Source organism: Sphingomonas sp. GW821-FHT02B09 (assembly GCF_059421875.1).
The window spans coordinates 87,419-108,968 of the sequence record NZ_JBWKVV010000003.1; the positions used below are offsets into that span (position 1 = coordinate 87,419).

Genomic DNA, 21,550 nt, shown 5'->3' on the forward strand with positions numbered 1-21,550 from the left:
CGGTTACGCCGCCTGCCGCTGCGTCATGCCCAGCCAGTTGCGCGCCTGGCGTTGCGCCAGCGCGATCTCGCGCGCGGTCATGTTGTCGGCGACCTCGGCGCGCGCATAAGCGGCTTCGCTGAAGCCCGCCACCGCGGCGAGGTTAAACCATTTATGTGCCTCGATCAGGTCGACGCCCGCGCCGGCGGTGCCGGTCTGGTAGCAGACGCCGAGGTCGAACAATGCCTCCGGCCGGCCGCGCATCGCGTCGGCGATACGGCTGTCTATGAGGATTTGCGCGCTCTTGAAACTGTTGCCCATGGTTTGCCCCCATTGCTCATGAGGGCACCATCCGTGATTCGTCCTGACAATTGGTTAACGGCTCGGCAACTGCGCTTTTTAGCCAATCGGCTCGATCGCGACATTGTCGATCAGCCGCGTCGCGCCCATCCGCGCCGCGGCGAGCAGCCGGCGCGGCCGATCCGCCGCGGGCGACTCGGCCAGCGTCTCGGCATCGGCGAGCGCGACGTAATCGATCGCGAACCCCGCCGCGATCAGCGTCGCCCGCGCCTCGGCGAGCGCGGTCTCGACGTCGTCGCCGCGCCCCACCGCCCGCGCCGCGACGCCGAGTGCGCGCGGCAGCGCCACCGCCTTGGCGCGCTGCTCGTCGTCGAGGTAGATGTTGCGCGACGACAGCGCGAGGCCGTCGTCGTCGCGCTGCGTCGGCACCCCGACGATCTCGATCGCCATGTCGAGGTCGGCGACGACGCGGCGGATCACGGCCAGCTGCTGGAAGTCCTTCTCGCCGAAATAGGCGATGTCGGCACCGGTCTGGTTGAACAATTTGGTGACGACCGTGGCGACGCCGTCGAAATGGCCCGGCCGCGCCGCGCCGTCGAAGCCGTCGCTGACCCCGGTCACGCCGACGTTGGTCGCGAAGCCCGCCGGATACATCACCTCGACCGGCGGCAGCCACAGCAGGTCGCAGCCACCCTCGGCGAGCAGGCGCGCATCGGCCGCCTCGCGCCGCGGATAGCGGGCGAGGTCCTCGTTCGGGCCGAATTGCCTGGGGTTGACGAAGATCGACGCGATCACCTTGGTGCCCGGCCGGCGGGCCGCCTCGACCAGCGCCATATGGCCGGCGTGCAGCGCGCCCATCGTCGGCACCAGCGCGATCGTCGCGCCGTCGGCGCGGAATGCGGCGACCGCCGCGCGCAGCCCGTCCAGGTCTCGAACCGTCAGCACCGTTTAATCCCTCGAACAATGAGCGCGCGGCTTCTATGAAGAGCGTCGTGACCGAGCAACCCGCCAGCATCGATAAGGAACGAACCGTGCCCGCAGGGCCACACGTCATCGTCTTCGCCAATGAAAAAGGCGGCACCGGCAAGTCGACGACGGCGGTGCACGTCGCCATCGCGCTCGCCGCCAAGGGCGCCAAGGTCGCCTGTTTCGACCTCGACCATCGCCAGCGCACCGTCGGCCGCTATCTCGAGAACCGCGCCGCGACGATCAAGCGGACCGGCAGCGACCTGCCCATGCCGATCCACGCGACGCACGACGGCGAGAGCGAGTCGGTGTTCGAGGAGACGTGGCAGCGCCTGTCGGAGGGCGCCGACTTCCTGATCATCGACACGCCCGGTCGCGACGATTATTTCGCGCGCACCGCCGCGGCGCTGTCCAACACCCTGGTCACGCCGATGAACGACAGTTTCGTCGATTTCGACCTGATCGGCCAGGTCGATCCCGAGACGTTCAACGTCACCCGCCCCAGTTTCTATTCGGAGCTGATCTGGGACGCGCGCAAGCAGCGCGCCCGCGCCGACGGCACCCAGATCGACTGGGTCGTGCTGCGCAACCGCCTCCAGCATATCGAGGCGCGCAACATGCGGCGCGTGTCGGATGCGCTCGGCCAGCTCGCCAAGCGCGTCGGCTTCCGCATCATCCCCGGCCTTGGCGAACGCGTCATCTATCGCGAATTGTTCCCCGCCGGGCTGACGATGATCGACTCGAAGGAATTCGGCGCGATGGGCCTCGGCCACGTCGCCTCGCGGCAGGAATTGCGCGAGATGATGAGCGCCCTCCAATTGCCCGAGCCCGCCGCGCCGCAGTTCGCCGCATGAAGTGGCTGCTCGCGATCGCGTTGATCTGGTTCGCCTGGCATTATCTCCGCCCCGCCCCCAAACGCGCGACGCTCACCGACACGCAGCGCGCGCACCGGGTGCTCGGCCTGCGCGCCGGCGCCGACGAAAGCGAGATCCGCGCCGCGCATCGCCGCCTGCTCGCCGAATCGCATCCCGATCGCGGCGGCTCGGCGGCGGCGAGCACCGAGATCAACGCGGCGCGCGACCTGCTGCTCGGCGCGCTGCGCCGCGGCGGATGAGCCACGTCCTGTCGCCCGCGATCCTGCGGGAATATGACGTGCGCGGCACCGTCGGCCGCAATCTCGGCACCCCCGACGCCACGGCGATCGGCCGCAGCTTCGCCACCCGCGTCCGCGCCGCCGGCGGCCACCGCGTCGCGGTCGGCCGCGATGGCCGCCTGTCCTCGCCCGAGCTCGAGGCGGCGCTGGTCGCCGGCCTTACCGCGGGCGGCGTCGATGTGGTGCGGATCGGCATCGGCCCGACGCCGATGCTCTATTTCGCCGAGGCAACGCTCGGCGTCGACGCCGGCATCCACGTCACCGGCAGCCACAATCCGCGCGACGACAACGGCTTCAAGATGGTGCTCGGCCACCGCTCCTTCTACGGCGCCGACGTGCAGGATCTCGCCCGCCTCGCCGCCGCGGGCGCGTGGAGCGCGGGTGCCGGCACCATCACCGACGCCGACGTGCTCGACGCCTATGTCGCGCGGCTCCTCGCCGGCCACGGCGGCGGCAGCTACCGGATCGGCTGGGACTGCGGCAACGGCGCCGCTGGCCCCGCGGTCGAGGCGCTGACCGCGCAGCTCCCCGGCGAGCATCATCTGCTCTACACCGAGGTCGACGGCCGCTTCCCCAACCACCACCCCGACCCGACCGAGGAGCATAATCTCGACGATCTCAAGGCGCTGGTCCGCCGCGAGGGACTCGATTTCGGCATCGCCTTCGACGGCGACGGTGACCGCATCGGTGCGGTCGACGGCGCGGGCCGCGTGTTGTGGGGCGACCAGTTGCTCAGCCTGCTGATCGCGCCGGTGCTCGCCGATCTGCCCGGCGCGACCGTCGTCGCCGACGTCAAATCCTCGCAATTCGTCTTCGACCGCATCGCCGAACTCGGCGGTACGCCGGTGATGGGCGCGACGGGCCACAGCCTGATGAAGGAGGCGATGCTCGCGCACCACGCGCCGATCGCCGGCGAGCTCAGCGGCCATATCTTCTTCGCGCACGATTGGTACGGCTTCGACGATGCGCTCCACGCCGCGGTGCAGTTGATCCGCGCGGTGCATCTGTCCGGCCGCTCGCTCACCCAATTGCGCGACGCGATGCCGCCGCTCGTCAACACTCCCGACCTGCGCTTCCCGGTCGATCCCGCGCGCAAGTTCGCGGTGATCGACGAGGTGCGCACCCGCCTCGAAGCCGCCGGCACGCCGGTGATCGCGATCGACGGCGTCCGCGTGACGACGCCGCAGGGCTGGTGGCTGCTGCGCGCCTCGAACACGCAGGACGTGCTCACCGCCCGCGCCGAAGCCGCCGATCAGACCGCGCTCGACGCGCTGCTCGCCGAGATCGACGCGGCGCTGGCGGCGTGCGGCGTCACGCGCGATTGACAGCCGCGGCGCGCCGGATAGGGTCGGCTTATGGTGGGGACCTACAGCACGGAACGGCCGGTCGACAATTTCCGCTCGAGCACCAATCGCTGGCTGTTCGGCAGCTTCACCGGCTGGCTGACCATCCTCGGCTGTGCGATCGGCGTCGGCCTGATCGTCATCGCGGTGCGCTGGCTACAGAATCTGTCGGCGTCCTATGAGATCACCGACCAGCGGCTGATCGTGAAGCGCGGCCTCGTCATGAAGTCGATCGACGAGATCGAACTGTACCGGGTCAAGGACGTGCGCGTCGACTATTCGCTGGTCAACCAGATCACCGACATCGGCACGATCACCATCACCTCGTCGGACCGCACCACCGGCAACGCGCAATTCGTGCTGCGCGACATCCCCGCCGCACGCGAGCGCCGCGAAGGCCTGCGCAAGCTCGTCGACCGCGCCCGCCGCCTGCGCGGGGTGCGCGAGATGGACATCGACGACGACGAGTATCGGTAAGGCCCACCCACATTCGTCATCCCGACGACGAACGGCAGGGCCGCCCCCTTCGCACTGGCATAATCGCCCGCAAGCGCCCATTTGGGGCATAATGCGACCCACCCCCCAGATCATCCGCGTCATCGACCTCGAAACCACCGGCAGCGCGCCGCCCGCGCATGGCGTGTGCGAGATCGGCTGGCAGGACGTCGCGCTCCAGCCGGACGGCCGCTGGGAATTGGAAGGCGAAGGCGGCGCGATCCTGGTCAACCCCGGTCGCGCCATCCCGCCGATCACCCAGGCGATCCACCATATCCTCGACGAGCATGTCGCCGAGGCACCGTGGTGGCACGATGTCGCCCGCCGCGTGCTCGATCCCTATCCGCGCCGCCTCGCGCTCGCCGCGCACCGCGCCGATTTCGAGCAGCAATTCTGCACCCCCAACCTGACCCATGGTCAGGAGTGGATCTGCACCTGGAAATGCGCGCTGCGCCTCTGGCCCGATTCGCCGAGCTTCTCCAACCAGGTGCTGCGCTACTGGCGCAAGCCCGACGGGCTCGATCATGACCGCGGCCTGCCCGTCCACCGCGCCTTTCCCGACGCCTATGTCACCGCGCATCATCTGCGCGACCAGCTCAACGAGGCGAGCGTCGCGCAATTGCTCGACTGGTCGCGCACGCCGGGCCTGATCCCGCGCGTCCGCTACGGCCCGCACCGCGGCAAGGCGTGGAGCGAGCTCGACCACGAGAGCCTGATGGCGTTCATGGCCGATCGCGACCCCGACATCCGCTTCACCGCCAATGCCGAGATGGACCGCCGCAGCGGTGGCGGCGCCGTCGGCCGCGCCACCACGCAGGAATTGCTGCTGTAGGCCTCGCTACCCCGCACGCAGGCAGACACCTCCCGCCGTTCGCCCTGAGCCTGTCGAAGGGGGCAGATGAGACTCACGGCCCTTCGACAGGCTCAGGGCGAACGGGATGGGCAGCCGGTATCGCCACGCGCCCCACCCCGACAGCATCGCTGGCGTAACGACATCGGCTCGCGTAAAGCCGCGCGCGTGATCAGAAAAGTCCGCAATCCGTTCGTCGTGTCCGAGGGCCGTATCGGCCGCCTGCTCGTCACGTTCATGGCGCTCGGCTTCCTCGCGCTCGTCGCGGCGGGGATCGGCGCCGGCTGGGCGACGGGGCAGAACGAGAGCCACACCCGCTCCGTCAACCACACCTATGAGGTCGAACTGGCGGTCAGCAACGCGCGTCGCCTGATCGAACAGGGCGAGGCGTCGCGGCGCGGCTATCTGCTCACCGGCAACCCCGAATATCGTGACGCCTATCATCGCTGGTCGGCGGCGACCCCCACCGCGCTCGGCTATCTGCAAAGCCTCACCCGCGACAATCCGGCGCAGATCGCGACGCTCGGGCAGCTCCGCGGCGAGATCCAGGCGCTGCTCACCCAGCGCGCGCGCACGATCGCGCTGATCGACGCCGGCCGCGCCGACACCGCGGTCACGCTGTTCCGTACCGAGGCGAGCGTCCGCCGCCTCACCGCGATCCGCGACGCATTCGAACGGATGGCGGTGACCGAACGCCGTCTGCTCGCCGAGCGCGACGCCGCGCAGCAGCGCAGCGTACGCATCTTCTACGGCATCCTCGCGCTCGCCGCGGTGCTGCTCGCCCTCGTCGCGCTCGCCTCGCTGCTCACCGTGCTCGGCTATACCCGCGATCTCGCCCGCTCGCGCGATTCGCTGCGCGAGTTCAACGAGCATCTCGAAGAGACCGTCCACGAGCGAACCGCCGATCTCAGCCGCGCCAACGAAGAGATCCAGCGTTTCGCCTATATCGTCAGCCACGACCTGCGCTCGCCGTTGGTCAACGTGATGGGCTTCACCGCCGAACTCGCCGCCGCCACCGCCCCGCTCACCGAACTGGTCGACCGCGCCGAGGCGGAGGCGCCGCATATCGTCAGCGAGGAGGCGCGGCTCGCGGTGCGCGAGGATCTGCCCGAATCGATCGGCTTCATCCGCACCTCGACGCAGAAGATGGACCGGCTGATCAACGCCATCCTCAAACTATCGCGCGAGGGCCGCCGCGTCATCGCACCCGAGACGATCGACCCCGGCGCGATCGCCGACACCGTCGCCGGTTCGATCCGCCACCTGCTCGACGAGCGCGGCATCAGCTTCAGCGTGCGCCGCCCGATCCCGCCGGTCGTCACCGACCGCGTCGCGCTCGAACAGATCCTGTCGAACCTGATCGAGAACGCCACCAAATATCTCCAGCCCGGCCGTCCCGGCGTCATCACCGTCGCCGGCGAGGCGCGGCGCGACCGCGTCATCCTGTCGGTCGCCGACAACGGCCGCGGCATCGACCCGCGCGATCACCAGCGCATCTTCGACCTGTTCCGCCGCTCGGGCCAGCAGGACCAGCCCGGCGAGGGGATCGGGCTGGCGCACGTCCGGGCGCTCGCCTATCGTCTCGGCGGCACGATCGACGTGGAGAGCGAACCGGGCCGCGGCTCCACCTTCCGCCTCAATCTTCCCAAGACCTACGTCAGTCAGGACAGCGCAGCATGAACGCCCATCAATCCGTCGGCATCGTGATGATCGAGGACGACGAAGGCCATGCCCGGCTGATCGAGAAGAATATCCGTCGCGCCGGCATCCTCAACGATATCAAGCACTTCACCGACGGCACCCAGGCGCTCCACCATCTGTTCGAGGCGGACGACGGTCCCGCCAAGGGCGCGCCGGCGCTGATCCTGCTCGATCTCAATTTGCCCGACATGAGCGGCACCGACATCCTCCAGCGGATCAAGGCGGAAGGCAGCCCGCTGAAGCGCACCCCCGTCGTCGTGCTGACCACCACCGACGACAAGATCGAGATCCAGCGCTGCTACGATCTCGGCTGCAACGTCTACATCACCAAGCCGGTCAATTACGAAAGCTTCGCGCAGGCGATCCGCCAGCTCGGCCTGTTCCTGTCGGTGATCCAGGTTCCCGCGGTCGAGGAACACTGATCTGGCCGAAGCCGCCAACCCCAGCGTACTCTATATCGACGACGACGACGGCATCCGCCGCCTCGCCGCGCGCGGGCTGGCGCGGCGAGGCTATCGCGTCACCACTGCGGAGGGCGGCGCCGAGGGGCTGGTGCTTGCGGCGTCGCAGCCGTTCGATCTGATCGCGGTCGATCATTACATGCCGGGGATGGACGGTCTGGAGACGCTCGAACGGCTCGCCGCGCTCCCCGTCATGCCGCCGGTCGTCTACGTCACCGGTTCGGACGAGGGGCGGATCGCGGTCGCCGCGCTCAAGGCGGGCGCCGCCGATTACGTCGTCAAGACGATCGGCGACGATTTCTTCGATCTGCTCGCCGCCAGTTTCGATCAGGTGCTCGACCGCAGCCGGCTGGCGCTCGAGAAGGCGCGCGCCGAGGAGGATCTGCGCGCCAGCAACGCGCGGCTCGAGGCGTTGCTCGGCGAGGTCAATCACCGCGTCGCCAATTCGCTCCAGCTCGTTTCGGCGATGGTGCGGTTGCAGGCGGGCGCGCTCGCCGATCCGACCGCGCGCGCCGCGCTCGACGATACGCAACGGCGGATCGGCGCGATCGCGCAGGTCCACCGCCGCCTCTATTCGGCCAATGACGTCGAGAGCGTCGACATGCGCGACTATCTCGGCTCGCTCGTCGCCGAACTCGCCGAGACGCTGACCAGCGGTGACGCCCCGCACGCGCTACGCGTCGCCGCCGAGCCGATCCGCCTGCCCACCGACAAGGCGGTGTCGCTCGGCGTCATCGTCACCGAACTCGTCACCAACGCCTGCAAATACGCCTACCCCGCCGGCGCCGGCGGCGAGATCCGGGTGATGCTGTCCGCGGACGGCGAAAAGGCGTTCCGCCTGTCGGTCGAGGACGACGGCTGCGGCATGCCCGCCGAAGCGACGCCGAAGGGCACCGGCCTCGGCACCAAGCTGATCCGCGCGATGGCGCAGAGCCTGCAGACCATCGTCGAATACGAACCCCGCCCCCAAGGCGTCCGCGCCACCCTGCGCGCCGCGGTATAGGACGCGGCATAAGCTAGCGCGTTGAACGACAAGGCGAACGAGCTACCCCTGTCCTACACGCCATCCGAATCGTAGATCGTCACCTCACTCCTTCTCCCATGCGGGAGAGGGAAAGACGCCGAAGGCGGCGAAGGGTGCGGACGACGCCGAATGACCGACGATTGCGCTCACATCGCCGACCAATCACCACCAAATCGGAAACGATCGATCCGGATCGTTTCCGTTAAGGTGTCCATCTTGTCCACGTTGCCGCAATCCTGCCGCAATTCGACTCAGTCGAGCGCCTCGACGATCGCCCGTCGGGTGCCTTCCAGCACCAGCCCGAACACCACATGGCTGACCAGCCCATAGGCATGCGTTTCCGGCGGCGTCTCGGTCGGTGCGGGGCCCCAGCCGAATGCCGGCACCGCGACGTCGTCGAGCATCGTCGCGACGCCGACCCCGAATGCCGATCCGAACCCGGCGTTCGACTCGGGCCATTGCCGCACCGCCAGCGCATAGCCCGCACCAAGCGCGGCGCCGGTCGCGTAATGGACAAGGCTTCCCGCCGCCGCGCGATGCTTCTGCGTCACCGCATCGCCGGTGACGGCCTGCTTGACGCTGTCCGCCGCCTTGACCGTCGAGGGATCGTCGTTGCTCCCCGTCTGCCCGAACGCCGGCGCGCTCACCGACTGGAACAGGTTCATCGCCAGGCTGGCGACGAGGCCACCGGCGATTCCGGCGGCGAGGGTCTTGGTCAACGACGGCACAGGCATTCCCTTCCGAAAAGTCGGCGAGGTAACGCGCAACCCGAACAAAAGGCCCCCAATTCCCCTATCGGGCAGGGCCATCGCATATGACCATCCGTATGATTTGGACGACTTTCCAAACCCGCTCCGTCACCCCGGACTTGATCCGGGGTCCCGCTTCTTCAACGGCGCGAAGAAGCGGGATGCCGGATCAAGTCCGGCATGACGGGACTATAAATGCCGCCGCAACACTGCGAAAGGTCATCCGAGGTAGCCCTCCCGCTGACGGGGAAGACTATGGGCGGTTACGGCTTCCGGAACTTCAGCACGAACTGGTCGGTCTTGCCGCGCACCGCCGGATCGAACACGTTCTTGCTATGGTCGTCCGCCGGATTGGCCAGCACCTTGCTCGCGCCGGCGAAGCGGAACCCCGCCGCCTCGACCTGCCGCCGCACCGCCGCCGGATCGATCCGATGCTTCGTCTCGGTACCCGACATCGCGGTGCCCGGCGCATCGGCATGGTCGATCACCACATAGGTGCCCCCCGTCTTGAGCAGCTTGAACACCGCCGCGTCGAACGCGCGCAACGCCGGCTCGCCCGCGCCCTTGTTGGGGATGTCGTGATAATTCTGCACCGTCCAGAACAGGTCGACCGGCTGCGGCGTGGTCGGCAGGTTGGTCGGCTGCACCTGTGCGACGACGTTGGCGAGGCCGCGCGCCTGCAACGCCGGCAGGCTCTTCTCGGCATATTTCGCGCCGGCGGCGGGCCACAGCGCATAGACCTTGCCCTTCGGCCCGACCACGCCGGTGAAGATCCGCGTCCAATAGCCTGCGCCGGGCAGGTAATCGACCACCGTGTCGCCCGGCTTCACGCCCGAAAAGGCGAGTACCGCCGCCGCCTGCCGGCGCGCATCGTCGCCCGCCTGATCGGCGCGGGCGGGATCGGCGAGCGCACGCGTGATCGCCGGGCCGGCGGGCGCCGCCTTGTCCTGCGCCACCACCGCGGTGGTCAGTGCCGCCGCTGCGAACATCGAAAGAGCCAGGCGCATCGTTACGTCTCCCGTCACTGGTTTGGCCGCCGGGCCGCACTAGATGAGACAGCATGGCCGATCTTCGCGACACGATCCAGACTCAGGTGCATCGGCTGGTCGGTTTTGGCGACGGCGCGGTCGATCTCACCCGCCCGCCCGGCGACGACGGCCTGTTCGGCCCCGGCTCGGCCGCCTGGGTCGTCCATGGCGACTTCACCGCGATGATGGCGGGCGGTGTCGCCGCGCTGCTGCTCCAGATGCTCCATCCGGGCGCGCTGGCGGGGGTATGGGATCATTCCAACTTCCGCCGCGACATGCTCGGCCGGCTGCGTCGCACCGCGCAATTCATCTCCGGCACCACCTACGGCTCGACCGCCACCGCCGAGGCGCTGATCGCCAAGGTGCGGCGCATCCACGACCGCGTCGCCGGCACGCTGCCCGACGGCACGCCCTACAGCGCCAACGATCCCGACCTGCTCACCTGGGTCCATGTCGCCGAGGTCGCGAGCTTCCTCAGCGCGCACCGCCGCTACCGCGACCCCGCCTTCCCGGCCGCGGAGCAGGACCGCTATCTCGCCGAATATGCCGTCGTCGCCGAGCGGCTCGGCGCGACCGGCGTACCCAGGACGCGCGCCGCGCTCGACGCCTATCTCCTCGCGATCCGCCCGCAGCTACGCGTCGACCACCGCACCCGCGAAGTCTCGCGCGCGCTGCTCCGCCAGCAACCCGCCAGCCGCGCGATGGCGCCTGCGCAGACCGTGCTGATGGAGGGCGGCATCGACCTCCTCCCCGACTGGGCGGCGCGGATGCACGGTCTCGACCGCCCGCCGCTCGGCAAGCCCGCGGTCCGCGCCGGCGTCGCCGGCATCGCCTCGGTGCTGCGCTGGGCGCTGCGCGACGGCTCGGCCAAACGCGCGACGACGCAGGGGTGACTGCACCGGATCTGCACGGACTTTCCCCCGACCGCCCACCGGTCGCACCATCGCCCGAGCGTCGCGCGGCCCGACAAGCCGTCCTTCCGAACGGGAGGATGACATGCCGCGACTACGACCGACCCCCCTCATGGCGAAGATCGCCACCACCGCCGCGCTGATCGTACTGGTCGAGGCGGTGATCGCCGACGCCTCGATCCTGCTGTCGCTCGCCGCGCTGGCCTGGGTCGCAGCGCTCTGCCTGATGCGGCCCGCGGTCCGCCGCGACCGCGCCGCCAGCATCGCCGCGGCCGCCGCGGCGGCGTTCGTGCTTGCGATCATCGACGACCCCAGCCCACTCGCGGTGCTGCTGTTCCTCGTCGCGATCACGCTCGCGGCGCTGCTGCCGCGGCGGCGCTTCGACAATGCCGCGACCTGGGCGGTGCGGCTGGTCTGGCTGGGCGTCACCGCGCTGGTCGGCCCGCTCCGCGATTTCGGTTGGGTCGGCCGCGCTCAGGTCCGCCGCAGCGTGCCGGGGGTGCAACTGCGCGCCGTCGCCGCGACGCTGGCCCTGCCGATCGCGGGCGGTGCGCTGTTCATCGCCCTCTTCGCCAATGCCAATCCCCTCGTCGCGCTGGCCTTCGCCGATATCGCGCTGCCCGATGCCGCAACCGTCATCTGGCGCGGCATGCTCGCCGTCGCAGTGCTGCTGCCGGTGTGGATGACGCTGCGTCCGCATCCCGCGGTCACCGCCTGGGACGGGCCTGCCGGCGCCCCCGCCCTGCCGCAGACCGGCATCGGCACGCTGATCCTGTCGCTGGCGACGTTCAACGCGATCTTCGCGATCCAGAACGCGCTCGATATCGCCTTTCTATGGAGCGGCGCGCCACTGCCCGCCGGCGTGACGATGGCCGACTATGCGCATCGCGGCGCCTATGCGCTGATCGTCACCGCATTGCTCGCCGCGCTATTCGTGCTGGTCACGCTCCGCCCAGGCAGCGCCAGCGCCGCGCATCCGCTGGTGCGCCGGCTGGTGAGTGTGTGGATCGCGCAAAATCTGCTGCTCGTCGCGTCGAGCGCGCTGCGGTTGACCGATTACGTCGATGCCTATGGGATGACCGTGCTGCGCCTCGCCGCGTTGATCTGGATGGCGTTGGTCGCGACCGGGCTGGCGCTGATCCTGTGGCGGCTGCTCGCCGCGCGCTCGGCGGCGTGGCTCATCAACGCCAATGCGCTCGCCGCCGCACTGGTGCTCGCCGCCTGTACCGTCGTCGACCTCGGTGCGACCGCCGCGGCCTGGAACGTCCGCGTCGCGCTCGCCAGAGGTCGCGCCGGGCCGCCGCTTGATCTCTGCTATCTCGAACGGTTGGGATCGTCGGCGCTGCTGCCACTGGCGACGCTCGAACGCCACGCCGGCACGCCGGCATTGCGCGACCGTCTCGCCACCCTGCGCTGGACGATCCAGACGAGCACCGCGGCGGAACAGGCGAGCTGGCACGGCTGGACCTTCCGCAACGCGCGCCGCCTCGCCGCGGTCGCCGGCATCGACGCACCACGGCACTATGCGCCGCGAAGCTGCGACGGCCGATTGACTAAGGACCCGCAACGATGATCCTGTGCCCGATGCCGCGCACCGTCCTGATCGTCGACGACGATCCCCATATCCGCCAATTGCTGGTCTTCGCCTTCCAGAAGGCGGGGCTCGACACGATCGAGGCAGCCGACGGCGAGGCGGGACTCGCGCTCGCCGGCACGCACGGCCCCGATCTCGTCGTCCTCGACATCAACATGCCGCGGATGGACGGGCTTGAGGTCTGCCGCCGGCTGCGCGCGGACGGCGACGTGCCGATCCTGTTCCTGTCGAGCCGCGACGATGAGATCGACCGCGTGCTCGGCATCGAACTCGGTGCCGACGATTATGTCGTCAAACCGTTTTCGCCGCGCGAGGTCGTCGCGCGGGTGATGGCGATCCTGCGCCGCACCGCGGCGCGCCCGCCTGCGGTCGAGGACGGGCGCGGTCTCGAGCATGGCCGGCTGCGGCTCGATCTCGACGGCTGGCGCGCCTTGTGGGAGGGGCGCGAGGTCACGCTGACCGTCACCGAATTCTCGATTCTGCGTCTGCTCGTCTCGATGCCCGCCAAGGTGTTCAGCCGCGACGCGATCATCGACCGGCTGCACGGTCCCGGCTTCGCGATCACCGACCGGACGATCGATAGCCATATCCGCAACCTGCGCCACAAATTCGCGCGTCTCGGCTGCGCCGACCTGATCGAGACGCGCCCCGGCATCGGCTATCGGCTGGGCGCGTGCGGGGCGGCGTGATCGGCCGGGTCAAGGCGTGGGCGAAACGCCGCTGGCCGCGGTTGCGGCTGCGCACCATCGTGTTCGCGACGCTGTTCCTCGTCGCTGCGCTGCCCGGTTTCGGCGCAGTGTTCCTGCGCGTCTACGAAAACACGCTGGTGCGCCAGACCGAGGCGGAGCTGGTCGCACAGAGCGCGGCACTCGCCGCCGCAGCGGCGGCGCTATGGCCGGGCGGCGACGGCCGGCTGTCGCCGCGGACGATCGTGCCGCCGGGCGACGGCGTCGACCTCAGCCAGACGCCGATCCTGCCCGAACGCCCTGCCCCGGCGCCGGCCGGTCCGGTCGCGGCGGCGGCCACGCGCGCGGTGCCGCGCCTGCTGCCGATCCTGCACGCGACGCAGATGACGACGCTCGCCGGCATCCTGCTGCTCGACGAGCGCGGCCGGATCGCGGCGGGCGGGCGCGGCAGCTATGCGGCGCTGCCGGAGGTCGCCGCCGCGCTCGCCGGGCGGCCGACGACGGTGCTGCGGCGGAACGGCGCCTATCGCGCGGTCTATCGCTTCGAATGGCTGTCGCGCGCCGCGGCGATCCGCGTCCATCATGCCCGGCCGATCCTCGTCAACGGTCGCGTCGTCGGCGTGCTGCTGGTGTCGCGATCGGCGCGCGCGCTGTTCCGCGGTATCTACGAGGATCGCGGCAAGATCGCGATCGGCATCGCCGCGATCCTCGCGCTGCTGGTGGTGCTCAGCGGCATCCTGTCGCGCGGCGTGACCCGGCCGATCGAACGGCTCGGCCAGGCGACGCGCGCGGTGGCGAGCGGGCGCGGCACGATACCCGAGGTGCCGTCGACCGCGGCGATCGAGATCCAGGGCCTCTATGCCGATTTCGCCGCGATGAACGCGGCGATCGAACGCCGCTCGCGCTATCTGCGCGATTTCGCTTATGCGGTCAGCCACGAATTCAAGACGCCGCTCGCCGGCATCCGCGGCGCGATCGAGCTGATGCAGGACCATCCGGAGATGGCGCCGGCGGATCGCGATCGCTTCCTCGCCAATGCCGATGCCGATGCCGGGCGGCTGGCGCTGCTGGTGACGCGGCTGCTCGAACTGGCGCGCGCCGACATGGCCGCGCCCGTCGACGAAGCGACCGATCCGGTGCCGGTGGTGGCACGGACCGCGGACGCCTGTCGCAGCGACGGCTTCGCCATCACCGTGACCTGGGCCGCCGCGCCGCCGCCGGTCGCGCTGCCCGCCAGCACGATCGAGCATGCACTGGTGACGCTGTTCGAAAATAGCCGGCAGGCGGGCGCCGGGGTGGCGCTGGTGGCGGGCGCCGTCACTTCGGCGGCGGTGCTGCTCCGGGTGGCGGACGACGGTCCCGGCGTTTCGGCCGGCGACACCGCGCGCTTGTTCGAACCCTTCTTCACCACCCGCCGCAGCGAGGGCGGCACCGGTCTCGGCCTCGCCATCGCCCGCTCGCTCCTCGAAGCCGGCGGCGGCACGATCGATCTCGCCGATGGCGCCGCCGCGGTGTTCGTCGTGACGCTGCCGCTTGCGCGCCGCTAATCCCTTACCGCGCCTGCGCCTGCGCCTGCGCCACCGGCACCACGGGCAACAGCACCGCGCTCGGCGTCGCACCGCCGCGGCGCAATGTCACCGTCGCCTTCTTGTAGTCCGCCGGCTTGGCGAAGAAGATGTTGGGCACATAGGTCTGCGGGTTGCGGTCGTAGAGCGGGAACAGGCTCGACTGCACCTGCACCATCACGCGATGTCCTGGCTGAAACACGTGGTTCACCGTCGGCAGGCGGAAGCGGTAATGCTGCACCTTGTTGGCCGGAATCGCGCTCGGCTGCGCGAAGCTGTCGCGATAGCGACCACGGAAGATGTCGAGGCTGATCGGCAACTGGTAACCGCCCATCTTCGGATCGGTGGCATTCTCCGCCGGATAGACGTCGATCACCTTGACGACGAAATCGCCGTCGGTGCCGGTCGTCGCCGCATAGAGATCGGCGATCGGCGCGCCCGACACGCGCATCGCCGTGGTCAGCACCGGCGTCGTATAGGTCATCACGTCGGGCCGCCCGTCAGACCCGCGCTGGTCGCTGACCAGCCAGTCGCCCCAGCGCCCGTCCTTGAAATTGACCGGGCGTGGCAGGTGCGGGACCGGCTTGGCAGGATCGGAGACATAGCTGTCCCCGCCCGCCGCCGCCTTCTCGAAGCCCAGCCCGCCATCCGCCTGGAGGTAGATCGGCTTGAGCGGCGCCGCGCAGCCGCTCTCGCAGGCGAGCGGCCAGTTGCCGAGGCGATCCCAATGGTTCTCGCCGGTATTGTAGATCGCCGCCTGCGGCAGGTTCGCGGCGGGACCGTCCTTGAGATACTGGTCGAACAGCGGCAGCACCATCTGCTCGCGGAACTGCGCGGCGGTGTCGCCGTCCCACTGGAACGGCCCGAGGCTGCGGCCATCGCGATTGACCTGGCTGTGCCGCCACGGCCCCATAACGAGGAAATTGTTGCCCGCCTTGCCCTTCGCCTTCAGCGCCTCCCAAGCGGTGATCGCGCCGTACATATCCTCCTGGTCCCACAATCCCTGTTCCCAGAGCGTGGGGACGTTCGACGGATTGGCGGCGAGCAATTTGTCGAGCGCCTGTCCCTGCCAGAAGTCGTCATAGGCGGCATGCTGCGACATCCGCTTCCAATAAGGGAGCTGGTCGTAGCCCGACTTCTTCGCCCAGTCGCCCGCCGAGCCGACCTCGCGGAAATTGTCGTAATCGTCCCAGCCTCCCGTCGGCGGCACGGTGCCGTTGCCCTTGTAGCCGGTCTGCCCGCCGAGCCAGGCAATATTGGCGAGGCGGAAGGCGCCGTAATGGAACCAGTCGTCGCCCATCCAGCCGTCGATCATCGGGCTTTCCGGCGCCGCGACCTTGAGCGCGGGATGCGGCGCGAGCAGCGCCATCACCACGGTAAAGCCCTCGTAGGACGAGCCGATCATGCCGACGCGGCCGTTCGACTGCGGCAGGTTCGCCTTGTTCACCAGCCAGTCGATCGTGTCGTAGGCGTCGGTGACGTGATCGACCTTGGTCGGGTTGAGCGGGCCGATCACCGGGCGGGTGACGACATAGTCGCCTTCCGACCCGTATTTGCCGCGGACGTCCTGATAGACGCGGATGTAGCCGCCCTTGACGAATATCTCGTCGGCGAGCGGCAGAGTCGCCAACATCGACGCGCTGTCGCTGCGGTTGGCGCGCGCCTTGGCGTTATAGGGCGTGCGGGTCAGCACGATCGGCGCGTTGGTCGCGTTCCTAGGAATGACGATCACGGTATAGAGCTTGGTCCCGTCGCGCATCGGGATCATCACTTCGCGCTTGATGTAATCGTTGGCGGTGTCGACCAGCTTGAACTGCGCCGGAATATCGCCCGCCGGCTGTTGCTGCGCCTGCACGCCGACCGAGAGCAGGGCAAGCGAGGACAGCAGGATGGCGCGCATGGAAATCTCCGGCAGAAGGGGTGACCTATGCTAGGCGCGACAGGACGCGAACGGCAAGGGTCGATATCGCAGGCGGGCTCGCGTCAGCTCGCCCAGGCGGCGATGTCGTCCTGCAGGCCGATCAGCGCGAGGCCGTGCGCGATCGAGGTGAGTTCGCCGCCGGTCGCGATCCGCTCGGCGCCGAACCGCGCGTCGAACAGCCGGCGGATGCGCGGGGTGAGCGAGGTGCCGCCGGTCAGGAAGACGCGGTCGATGTCCGCCGCCTCGACTCCGGCGCTGGCCAGCGCGCTGTCGACCGCGGCGTCGATGCGCAGCATGTCGGGCGCGATCCACGCTTCGAACTGGTCGCGCGTCACCTCCGCCTCAATGCCGAGTCCGGCGCCCTCGAACACGAAGCGCGCGCTGTCCTTCTCCGACAAGGCGCGCTTCAACTGCCCGACCGCGTCGTAGAGCCGGTAGCCGAGTTCCTGCTCGATCACCGCGATCATCCGCCCGATCGCCTCGGGGTCGAGTGCCGACCGGCGCAGCTTCTCCAGCTCGGCGAGCGTGCGCTTGTTGCGCATCAGCGCCAGCCGCGACCAGTCGGCGAAATCGGCGAAATAGCCGCCGGGGATCTCGAGCACCTTGTCGAACGAGCGATACGATCCGCCCTTGCCGAGCAAGGGCATCACCAGCCGGTCGACGATCCGCTGGTCGAACCGGTCGCCGGCGATGCCGACGCCGGCATGGCCGAGCGGCACGCAGCGCCGCGCCGCGCCCGGCACGTCGACGCGCACGACCGAAAAGTCGCTGGTGCCGCCGCCAAAGTCGGCGACGAGGATCGTCGCGCGCTCGGTCAGCCGCGCCGCATAGCTGAACGCGGCGCCGAGCGGCTCGTAGACGTAATGGACCTCGGCACCGAGCGCGCCGAACACCAGATCGTAGCGGCTGCGCGCCAGCGCCTCGTCGGGGCGGCTGCCAGCATAGGCGACCGGCCGGCCGACGACGACCCGCGCCATCGGCCCGTCGAGCCGGCCGCGCGCGCGGGCCCGCATCTTGTCGACGAACAGCGTCCCGAGATCCTCGAAGCGCAACCGGCGTTCGAAGACGTTGGCATGTTCGAAGGTGGCGCTGGCGGCGACCGACTTGAACGACTGGATGAAGCGGCTGCCCTCGGGGAAGTCGAGATATTCGCGGATCGCCCACGGCCCCGCCTCGGATGCGAGTCCGCCGCGCACGTCGCCGTCCTCCCAGAAGCACAGCGCCGAGCGGAACACCGCCTGCGCGCCGTCGGGCGCGTCGAGCATGACGAGTTCAGCCGCGTCGCCGCGCGCGACCGCGGCGACCGAGTTGGTGGTGCCGAAGTCGAGGCCGAGGGCGGGGAGCGAAGCGGTCATCCGCGCGGCTTTGTCATGGCGTGCGGGCGGGCCGCAAGTACGGAAACGACCCCCGTTACCCCGGGACCTCTCCCCACCCACCCGTCACCCCGGACTTGTTCCGGGGTCCACCCAGCCGCAAGGGCACGCTATCCCCTCAAGCCGGCCTCCTCGCCGCAGAGTGGACCCCGGAACGAGTCCGGGGTGACGAGCAGGAAAGTCGAACGTCACCCCGGAAACCTCCGCAACCCCCGCTTGTGCGCCGCCCCGAAGCGCGGCACCTTCGCCCCCATGAAACGCCTGCTCCCGCTCGCCCTGTTGCTGGTCGCCGCGACCGATCCCCGGCCGCCGATCCTCTCGCCCGAGCGGATCAAGGCTGACGTCCGCACGCTCGGCGCGGACGGTTTCCACGGCCGCGGCCCGACGCAGGCGGGCGAGCCAGTCACGCTCGATTTTCTCGAAAAACGCTTCGCCAAACTCGGCCTCAAGCCGGCCGGGGACTCTGGCTATCGCCAGCGCGTACCCCTGTTCCGGTGGACGCGCGAGCGCGCCGAGATGACGCTCGACCTCGGCGGCACCGCCCTCTCCCTGCGGCCCGGCGTCGAAATCTCCGCCAGTTCGCGCATCGTCGGCGAGACGCGGCTCGACCGCATACCCGTGGTGTTCGTCGGCTATGGCGTGGTCGAGCCCAAACTCGGCTACGATCCCTATCGCGGCCTCGACGTGCGCGGCAAATTGGTGGTGGCGCTGGCCGGCGATCCCGATGTCGAGGCGGGGCGCGACCTCGGCTTCGGCGGCCGCGCCTCCAGCCCCGCCGCGCGCACCAAGCTCGCCGAGGCGCAGAAGCGCGGCGCCGCCGCCTTCGTGCAGATCCACGACACCTTCCCGTCAAGCTATCCGTGGCTGCAACTGGCGAACGGCGATGCGGTGCCGGGCTATGCGCTCGATACCGGCAGCCTGCCGCCGGCCTTCGGCCTGCGCGGCACGCTGCGCAACGATATCGGCGTCCGGCTGCTCGCGCAGGGTGGGCTCGACTATGCCGCCGCCAAGCGCGCCGCGCAGCACGCCGACTTCACCGGCATCGTCCTGCCGGGTGCGACGTTCAGCGCGACGCTGACGACGCGGCTCGATCGCACCGAAAGCCACAATATCGTCGGCATCCTGCCCGGCAGCGATCCCGCCGCGGGCAGCATCCTCTACGGCGCCCATTGGGACGCCTATGGCGAGAACGATTTCGACCCGCCAGCCGACCGCATCCGCAACGGCGCGATCGACAATGGCACCGGCACCGCGACTTTGCTCGACATCGCCCGCGTCTTCGCCGCCGCACCGCGTCCGCGCCGCTCGGTGGTGTTCGCTTTGTGGACCGCCGAGGAAAAGGGCCTGCTCGGCGCCACCTGGTATGCCGATCACCCGGCGCTGCCGCTCGCGACCACCGCGGCGCAGTTCAACCTCGACCCGCATGTCGTGCTCGGCCGTACCCGCAATCTCGAGCTGATCGGCGTCGGCCGCACGCCGCTGGAGGCCGATCTTGCCCGCGTCGCCGCGGCACAGGGCCTGCGCGTCGACCCCGAGGAGAATACCGAAGCGGGCTGGTATTACCGCTCCGACCATTATGCCTTCGCTGCCAACGGCGTGCCAGGCGTCTATTTCCGCGCCGGCCGCGACATCCTCGCCGGCGGCATGGCGGCGGGCGAGGCGAAGCGCAGCGCCTATAACGCGCGCTGCTATCACCAGACCTGCGACGAATATGACGCGCGCTGGGACATGACCGGTGCGGCGCAGGAAGGCAGCGTCGCCTATGCGCTCGGCCGCGAGATCGCCGACGGGCGGATGTGGCCGGGCTGGAACGCCACGGAACCCTTTGCCGCGGAGCGCGCTAAGACCGATACGGCACGACGGTGACGCGGCTAGGCGCTAGGCGCCGAAACGCCTAACGAGAATCAGCACCGGGACCGTCGTCATCCGGAAACGTCTTACGGAGACCGGATTGGCACAGGCTATACGATCGACCCAGGCATCCACCGGCATTTCGGGGCTCGATTACGTCCTCAACGGCGGCCTGACGCCCGAGCGTCTCTATCTCGTCGAGGGCACGCCCGGAACGGGCAAGACGACGCTGGGGCTCGGCTTCCTGCTCACCGGCGCCGCGATCGGTCAGGCCGGCCTGTACGTCACGCTTGCCGAGACGAAGGTAGAGTTGCTCGCCGTCGCCGAGACGCACGGCTGGTCGCTCGATCCGATCACCGTCTTCGAGATGGTACCCGCCGATGGTCTGGGCGACGATCAGGAACAGACGCTGCTGCACCCCAGCGAAGTCGAGCTGGGCGAGACGGTGCGCGCGATCATGGCAAAGGTCGACGAACTGCGCCCGGCGCGCGTCGTCATCGACAGCCTGTCCGAACTGCGTCTGCTCGCGCAGAGTCCGATCCGCTATCGCCGCCAGATTCTGGCGCTGAAGCATTTCTTCTCGACCCGCCAGTGCACGGTGATCGTCCTCGACGACAAGAGCGGGACGGGCAACGACCTGCAATTGCATAGCATCGCGCACGGCGTGATTGCGCTCGAACAGACGCTCTCGGGATTCGGTGCGCAGCGGCGACGGCTGCACGTCGTCAAAATGCGCGGCGTGCGCTTCCGCGGGGGGTATCACGATTTCGAGATCGAGCGTGGCGGCCTGACGGTCTACACCCGGCTGACCGCGGCCGATTATCAGGCCGAGCACGACCTCGAGATCGTTTCGACGGGATCGGAGGCGTTCGACGCGCTGCTCGGCGGCGGTCTCGTCCGCGGCACGGCGACGCTGTTCACCGGCCCCGCCGGCGTCGGCAAGACGACGACGACCGTGCAATGCATGATCGCGGCGCTTCGCCGTGGCGAGAACGCTGCGTATTTCCTGTTCGACGAGCGCACGCCGACGCTGCTCGCACGGTCGCAGGCATTGGGGATGGACCTGCATCCCTATCTCGCCAACGGCCAGCTGACGCTGCGCGCGATCGACCCAGCCGAACTGTCGCCGGGCGAATTCGCCGCGACGGTCCGCACCGCCGTCGAGGACGATGCGGCACGGATCATCGTCATCGACAGCCTCAACGCCTATCTGCAATCGATGCCGAGCGAGCAGTTCCTCATGCTCCAGATGCACGAGCTGCTGACCTATCTCGGCCAGCGCGGCGTCGCCTCGCTGCTGATCCTCGGGATGCACGGGATCCTCGGCGACGTGCGCGCCGACATTGATCTCAGCTATCTCGCCGACACCGCGGTCCAGCTCCGCTATTTCGAGGCGTTCGGCGCGGTGCGGCAGGCGATTTCGGTCATCAAGACGCGCACCGCCCGCCACGAGCGTACGATGAGGGAATTTCGCATCGGCGACGGCGGCATCCATCTGGGCGAACCGCTGGCGTCGTTCCAGAACGTGCTGGGCATCGCGCCGAGCTTCTCGGGCGAAAGCAAGGCGCTGCTCGCGCGGGCCGATGGCGGTGGCGGATGA

Annotated in this window: 20 protein-coding genes; 14 read left to right on the forward strand and 6 right to left on the reverse strand. The window is 69.3% G+C overall.

Annotated features, from left to right (window positions below; all coding sequences use genetic code 11):
* Positions 1–3: 3 nt before the first annotated feature.
* Both AC07U4_RS14850 and panC read right to left on the reverse strand, forming a co-directional pair.
* A complete protein-coding gene (locus AC07U4_RS14850; RefSeq protein ID WP_038665808.1) occupies positions 4–300 on the reverse strand; it encodes an SEL1-like repeat protein in 297 nt (98 codons plus the stop codon).
* 78 nt (positions 301–378) lie between these two features.
* A complete protein-coding gene (panC, locus tag AC07U4_RS14855; protein ID WP_495195928.1) occupies positions 379–1,224 on the reverse strand; it encodes a pantoate--beta-alanine ligase in 846 nt (281 codons plus the stop codon).
* Between the two features lie 86 nt (positions 1,225–1,310).
* Here panC and AC07U4_RS14860 point away from each other — a divergent pair, with 86 nt between their 5' ends.
* From AC07U4_RS14860 to AC07U4_RS14895, 8 genes are all read left to right on the forward strand, one after another.
* A complete protein-coding gene (locus tag AC07U4_RS14860) occupies positions 1,311–2,099 on the forward strand; it encodes a division plane positioning ATPase MipZ (protein WP_038667853.1) in 789 nt (262 codons plus the stop codon).
* The gene (locus AC07U4_RS14865; RefSeq protein WP_137899417.1) at positions 2,096–2,359 is read left to right on the forward strand and encodes a J domain-containing protein; all 264 of its coding nucleotides are present in this window, start codon (positions 2,096–2,098) and stop codon (positions 2,357–2,359) included. Before AC07U4_RS14860 ends, AC07U4_RS14865 begins: the two co-directional genes overlap by 4 nt.
* On the forward strand, positions 2,356–3,723 hold the full coding sequence (pgmG, locus tag AC07U4_RS14870; protein WP_495195929.1) for a phosphoglucomutase/phosphomannomutase PgmG: 1,368 nt from the start codon (positions 2,356–2,358) through the stop codon (positions 3,721–3,723). The genes AC07U4_RS14865 and pgmG overlap by 4 nt, the downstream gene beginning before the upstream one ends.
* A 30-nt stretch (positions 3,724–3,753) precedes the next feature.
* Complete coding sequence (locus AC07U4_RS14875) at positions 3,754–4,218, forward strand: PH domain-containing protein (protein WP_495195930.1); 465 nt, start codon at positions 3,754–3,756, stop codon at positions 4,216–4,218.
* 91 nt (positions 4,219–4,309) lie between these two features.
* Positions 4,310–5,068 carry an exonuclease domain-containing protein gene (locus AC07U4_RS14880; protein WP_137899420.1) on the forward strand — a complete coding sequence of 253 codons (759 nt, stop codon included), beginning with the start codon at positions 4,310–4,312 and terminating at the stop codon, positions 5,066–5,068.
* Between the two features lie 186 nt (positions 5,069–5,254).
* The gene (locus AC07U4_RS14885) at positions 5,255–6,766 is read left to right on the forward strand and encodes a sensor histidine kinase (RefSeq protein WP_495195931.1); all 1,512 of its coding nucleotides are present in this window, start codon (positions 5,255–5,257) and stop codon (positions 6,764–6,766) included.
* Positions 6,763–7,209 carry a response regulator gene (locus AC07U4_RS14890; protein ID WP_137899422.1) on the forward strand — a complete coding sequence of 149 codons (447 nt, stop codon included), beginning with the start codon at positions 6,763–6,765 and terminating at the stop codon, positions 7,207–7,209. The genes AC07U4_RS14885 and AC07U4_RS14890 overlap by 4 nt, the downstream gene beginning before the upstream one ends.
* 1 nt (position 7,210) lies before the next feature.
* Positions 7,211–8,251, forward strand: a complete 1,041-nt coding sequence (locus tag AC07U4_RS14895) for a sensor histidine kinase (RefSeq protein ID WP_495196181.1) — start codon at positions 7,211–7,213, stop codon at positions 8,249–8,251.
* 272 nt (positions 8,252–8,523) lie between these two features.
* On the opposite strand, the gene AC07U4_RS14900 is transcribed toward AC07U4_RS14895, so the two are convergent.
* Positions 8,524–9,000 carry a DUF1440 domain-containing protein gene (locus AC07U4_RS14900; protein ID WP_495195932.1) on the reverse strand — a complete coding sequence of 159 codons (477 nt, stop codon included), beginning with the start codon at positions 8,998–9,000 and terminating at the stop codon, positions 8,524–8,526.
* Positions 9,001–9,284: 284 nt separating this feature from the next.
* Complete coding sequence (locus AC07U4_RS14905; RefSeq protein ID WP_495181637.1) at positions 9,285–10,028, reverse strand: class I SAM-dependent methyltransferase; 744 nt, start codon at positions 10,026–10,028, stop codon at positions 9,285–9,287.
* A 53-nt stretch (positions 10,029–10,081) separates the two neighbouring features.
* On the opposite strand from AC07U4_RS14905, the gene AC07U4_RS14910 reads away from it, so the two are divergent.
* The 4 genes from AC07U4_RS14910 to AC07U4_RS14925 all read left to right on the forward strand — a co-directional run bounded on the left by AC07U4_RS14910 (position 10,082) and on the right by AC07U4_RS14925 (position 14,787).
* Entirely contained in the window at positions 10,082–10,942 is an 861-nt protein-coding gene (locus tag AC07U4_RS14910) for an oxygenase MpaB family protein (protein WP_495195933.1), read from the forward strand.
* 103 nt (positions 10,943–11,045) lie between these two features.
* Positions 11,046–12,533 carry a DUF4153 domain-containing protein gene (locus tag AC07U4_RS14915; protein ID WP_495195934.1) on the forward strand — a complete coding sequence of 496 codons (1,488 nt, stop codon included), beginning with the start codon at positions 11,046–11,048 and terminating at the stop codon, positions 12,531–12,533.
* Entirely contained in the window at positions 12,530–13,243 is a 714-nt protein-coding gene (locus AC07U4_RS14920) for a response regulator transcription factor (protein ID WP_137899428.1), read from the forward strand. The genes AC07U4_RS14915 and AC07U4_RS14920 overlap by 4 nt, the downstream gene beginning before the upstream one ends.
* Entirely contained in the window at positions 13,240–14,787 is a 1,548-nt protein-coding gene (locus AC07U4_RS14925) for a sensor histidine kinase (protein ID WP_495195935.1), read from the forward strand. The genes AC07U4_RS14920 and AC07U4_RS14925 overlap by 4 nt, the downstream gene beginning before the upstream one ends.
* Positions 14,788–14,791: 4 nt before the next feature.
* Here the strand turns inward: AC07U4_RS14925 and AC07U4_RS14930 are convergent, their stop codons facing one another.
* Entirely contained in the window at positions 14,792–16,705 is a 1,914-nt protein-coding gene (locus tag AC07U4_RS14930) for a CocE/NonD family hydrolase (protein ID WP_495195936.1), read from the reverse strand.
* Between the two features lie 83 nt (positions 16,706–16,788).
* The gene (locus tag AC07U4_RS14935) at positions 16,789–18,081 is read right to left on the reverse strand and encodes an Hsp70 family protein (RefSeq protein WP_495195937.1); all 1,293 of its coding nucleotides are present in this window, start codon (positions 18,079–18,081) and stop codon (positions 16,789–16,791) included.
* Between the two features lie 270 nt (positions 18,082–18,351).
* On the opposite strand from AC07U4_RS14935, the gene AC07U4_RS14940 reads away from it, so the two are divergent.
* Positions 18,352–19,965 carry a M28 family peptidase gene (locus tag AC07U4_RS14940; protein ID WP_495195938.1) on the forward strand — a complete coding sequence of 538 codons (1,614 nt, stop codon included), beginning with the start codon at positions 18,352–18,354 and terminating at the stop codon, positions 19,963–19,965.
* 85 nt (positions 19,966–20,050) lie between these two features.
* On the forward strand, positions 20,051–21,550 hold the full coding sequence (locus AC07U4_RS14945) for an ATPase domain-containing protein (RefSeq protein WP_038665762.1): 1,500 nt from the start codon (positions 20,051–20,053) through the stop codon (positions 21,548–21,550).

Bases quoted from the DNA above. Each gene is read 5' to 3' on its own strand.
- AC07U4_RS14910 (WP_495195933.1), top strand. From the start codon at position 10,082: ATGGCCGATCTTCGCGACACGATCCAGACTCAGGTGCATCGGCTGGTC.
- AC07U4_RS14865 (WP_137899417.1), top strand. From the start codon at position 2,096: ATGAAGTGGCTGCTCGCGATCGCGTTGATCTGGTTCGCCTGGCATTAT.
- AC07U4_RS14850 (WP_038665808.1), bottom strand. From the start codon at position 300: ATGGGCAACAGTTTCAAGAGCGCGCAAATCCTCATAGACAGCCGTATC.
- AC07U4_RS14940 (WP_495195938.1), top strand. From the start codon at position 18,352: ATGAAACGCCTGCTCCCGCTCGCCCTGTTGCTGGTCGCCGCGACCGAT.
- AC07U4_RS14880 (WP_137899420.1), top strand. From the start codon at position 4,310: ATGCGACCCACCCCCCAGATCATCCGCGTCATCGACCTCGAAACCACC.
- AC07U4_RS14930 (WP_495195936.1), bottom strand. From the start codon at position 16,705: ATGCGCGCCATCCTGCTGTCCTCGCTTGCCCTGCTCTCGGTCGGCGTG.
- AC07U4_RS14915 (WP_495195934.1), top strand. From the start codon at position 11,046: ATGCCGCGACTACGACCGACCCCCCTCATGGCGAAGATCGCCACCACC.
- AC07U4_RS14875 (WP_495195930.1), top strand. From the start codon at position 3,754: ATGGTGGGGACCTACAGCACGGAACGGCCGGTCGACAATTTCCGCTCG.
- AC07U4_RS14935 (WP_495195937.1), bottom strand. From the start codon at position 18,081: ATGACCGCTTCGCTCCCCGCCCTCGGCCTCGACTTCGGCACCACCAAC.
- pgmG (WP_495195929.1), top strand. From the start codon at position 2,356: ATGAGCCACGTCCTGTCGCCCGCGATCCTGCGGGAATATGACGTGCGC.
- AC07U4_RS14905 (WP_495181637.1), bottom strand. From the start codon at position 10,028: ATGCGCCTGGCTCTTTCGATGTTCGCAGCGGCGGCACTGACCACCGCG.
- AC07U4_RS14920 (WP_137899428.1), top strand. From the start codon at position 12,530: ATGATCCTGTGCCCGATGCCGCGCACCGTCCTGATCGTCGACGACGAT.
- AC07U4_RS14890 (WP_137899422.1), top strand. From the start codon at position 6,763: ATGAACGCCCATCAATCCGTCGGCATCGTGATGATCGAGGACGACGAA.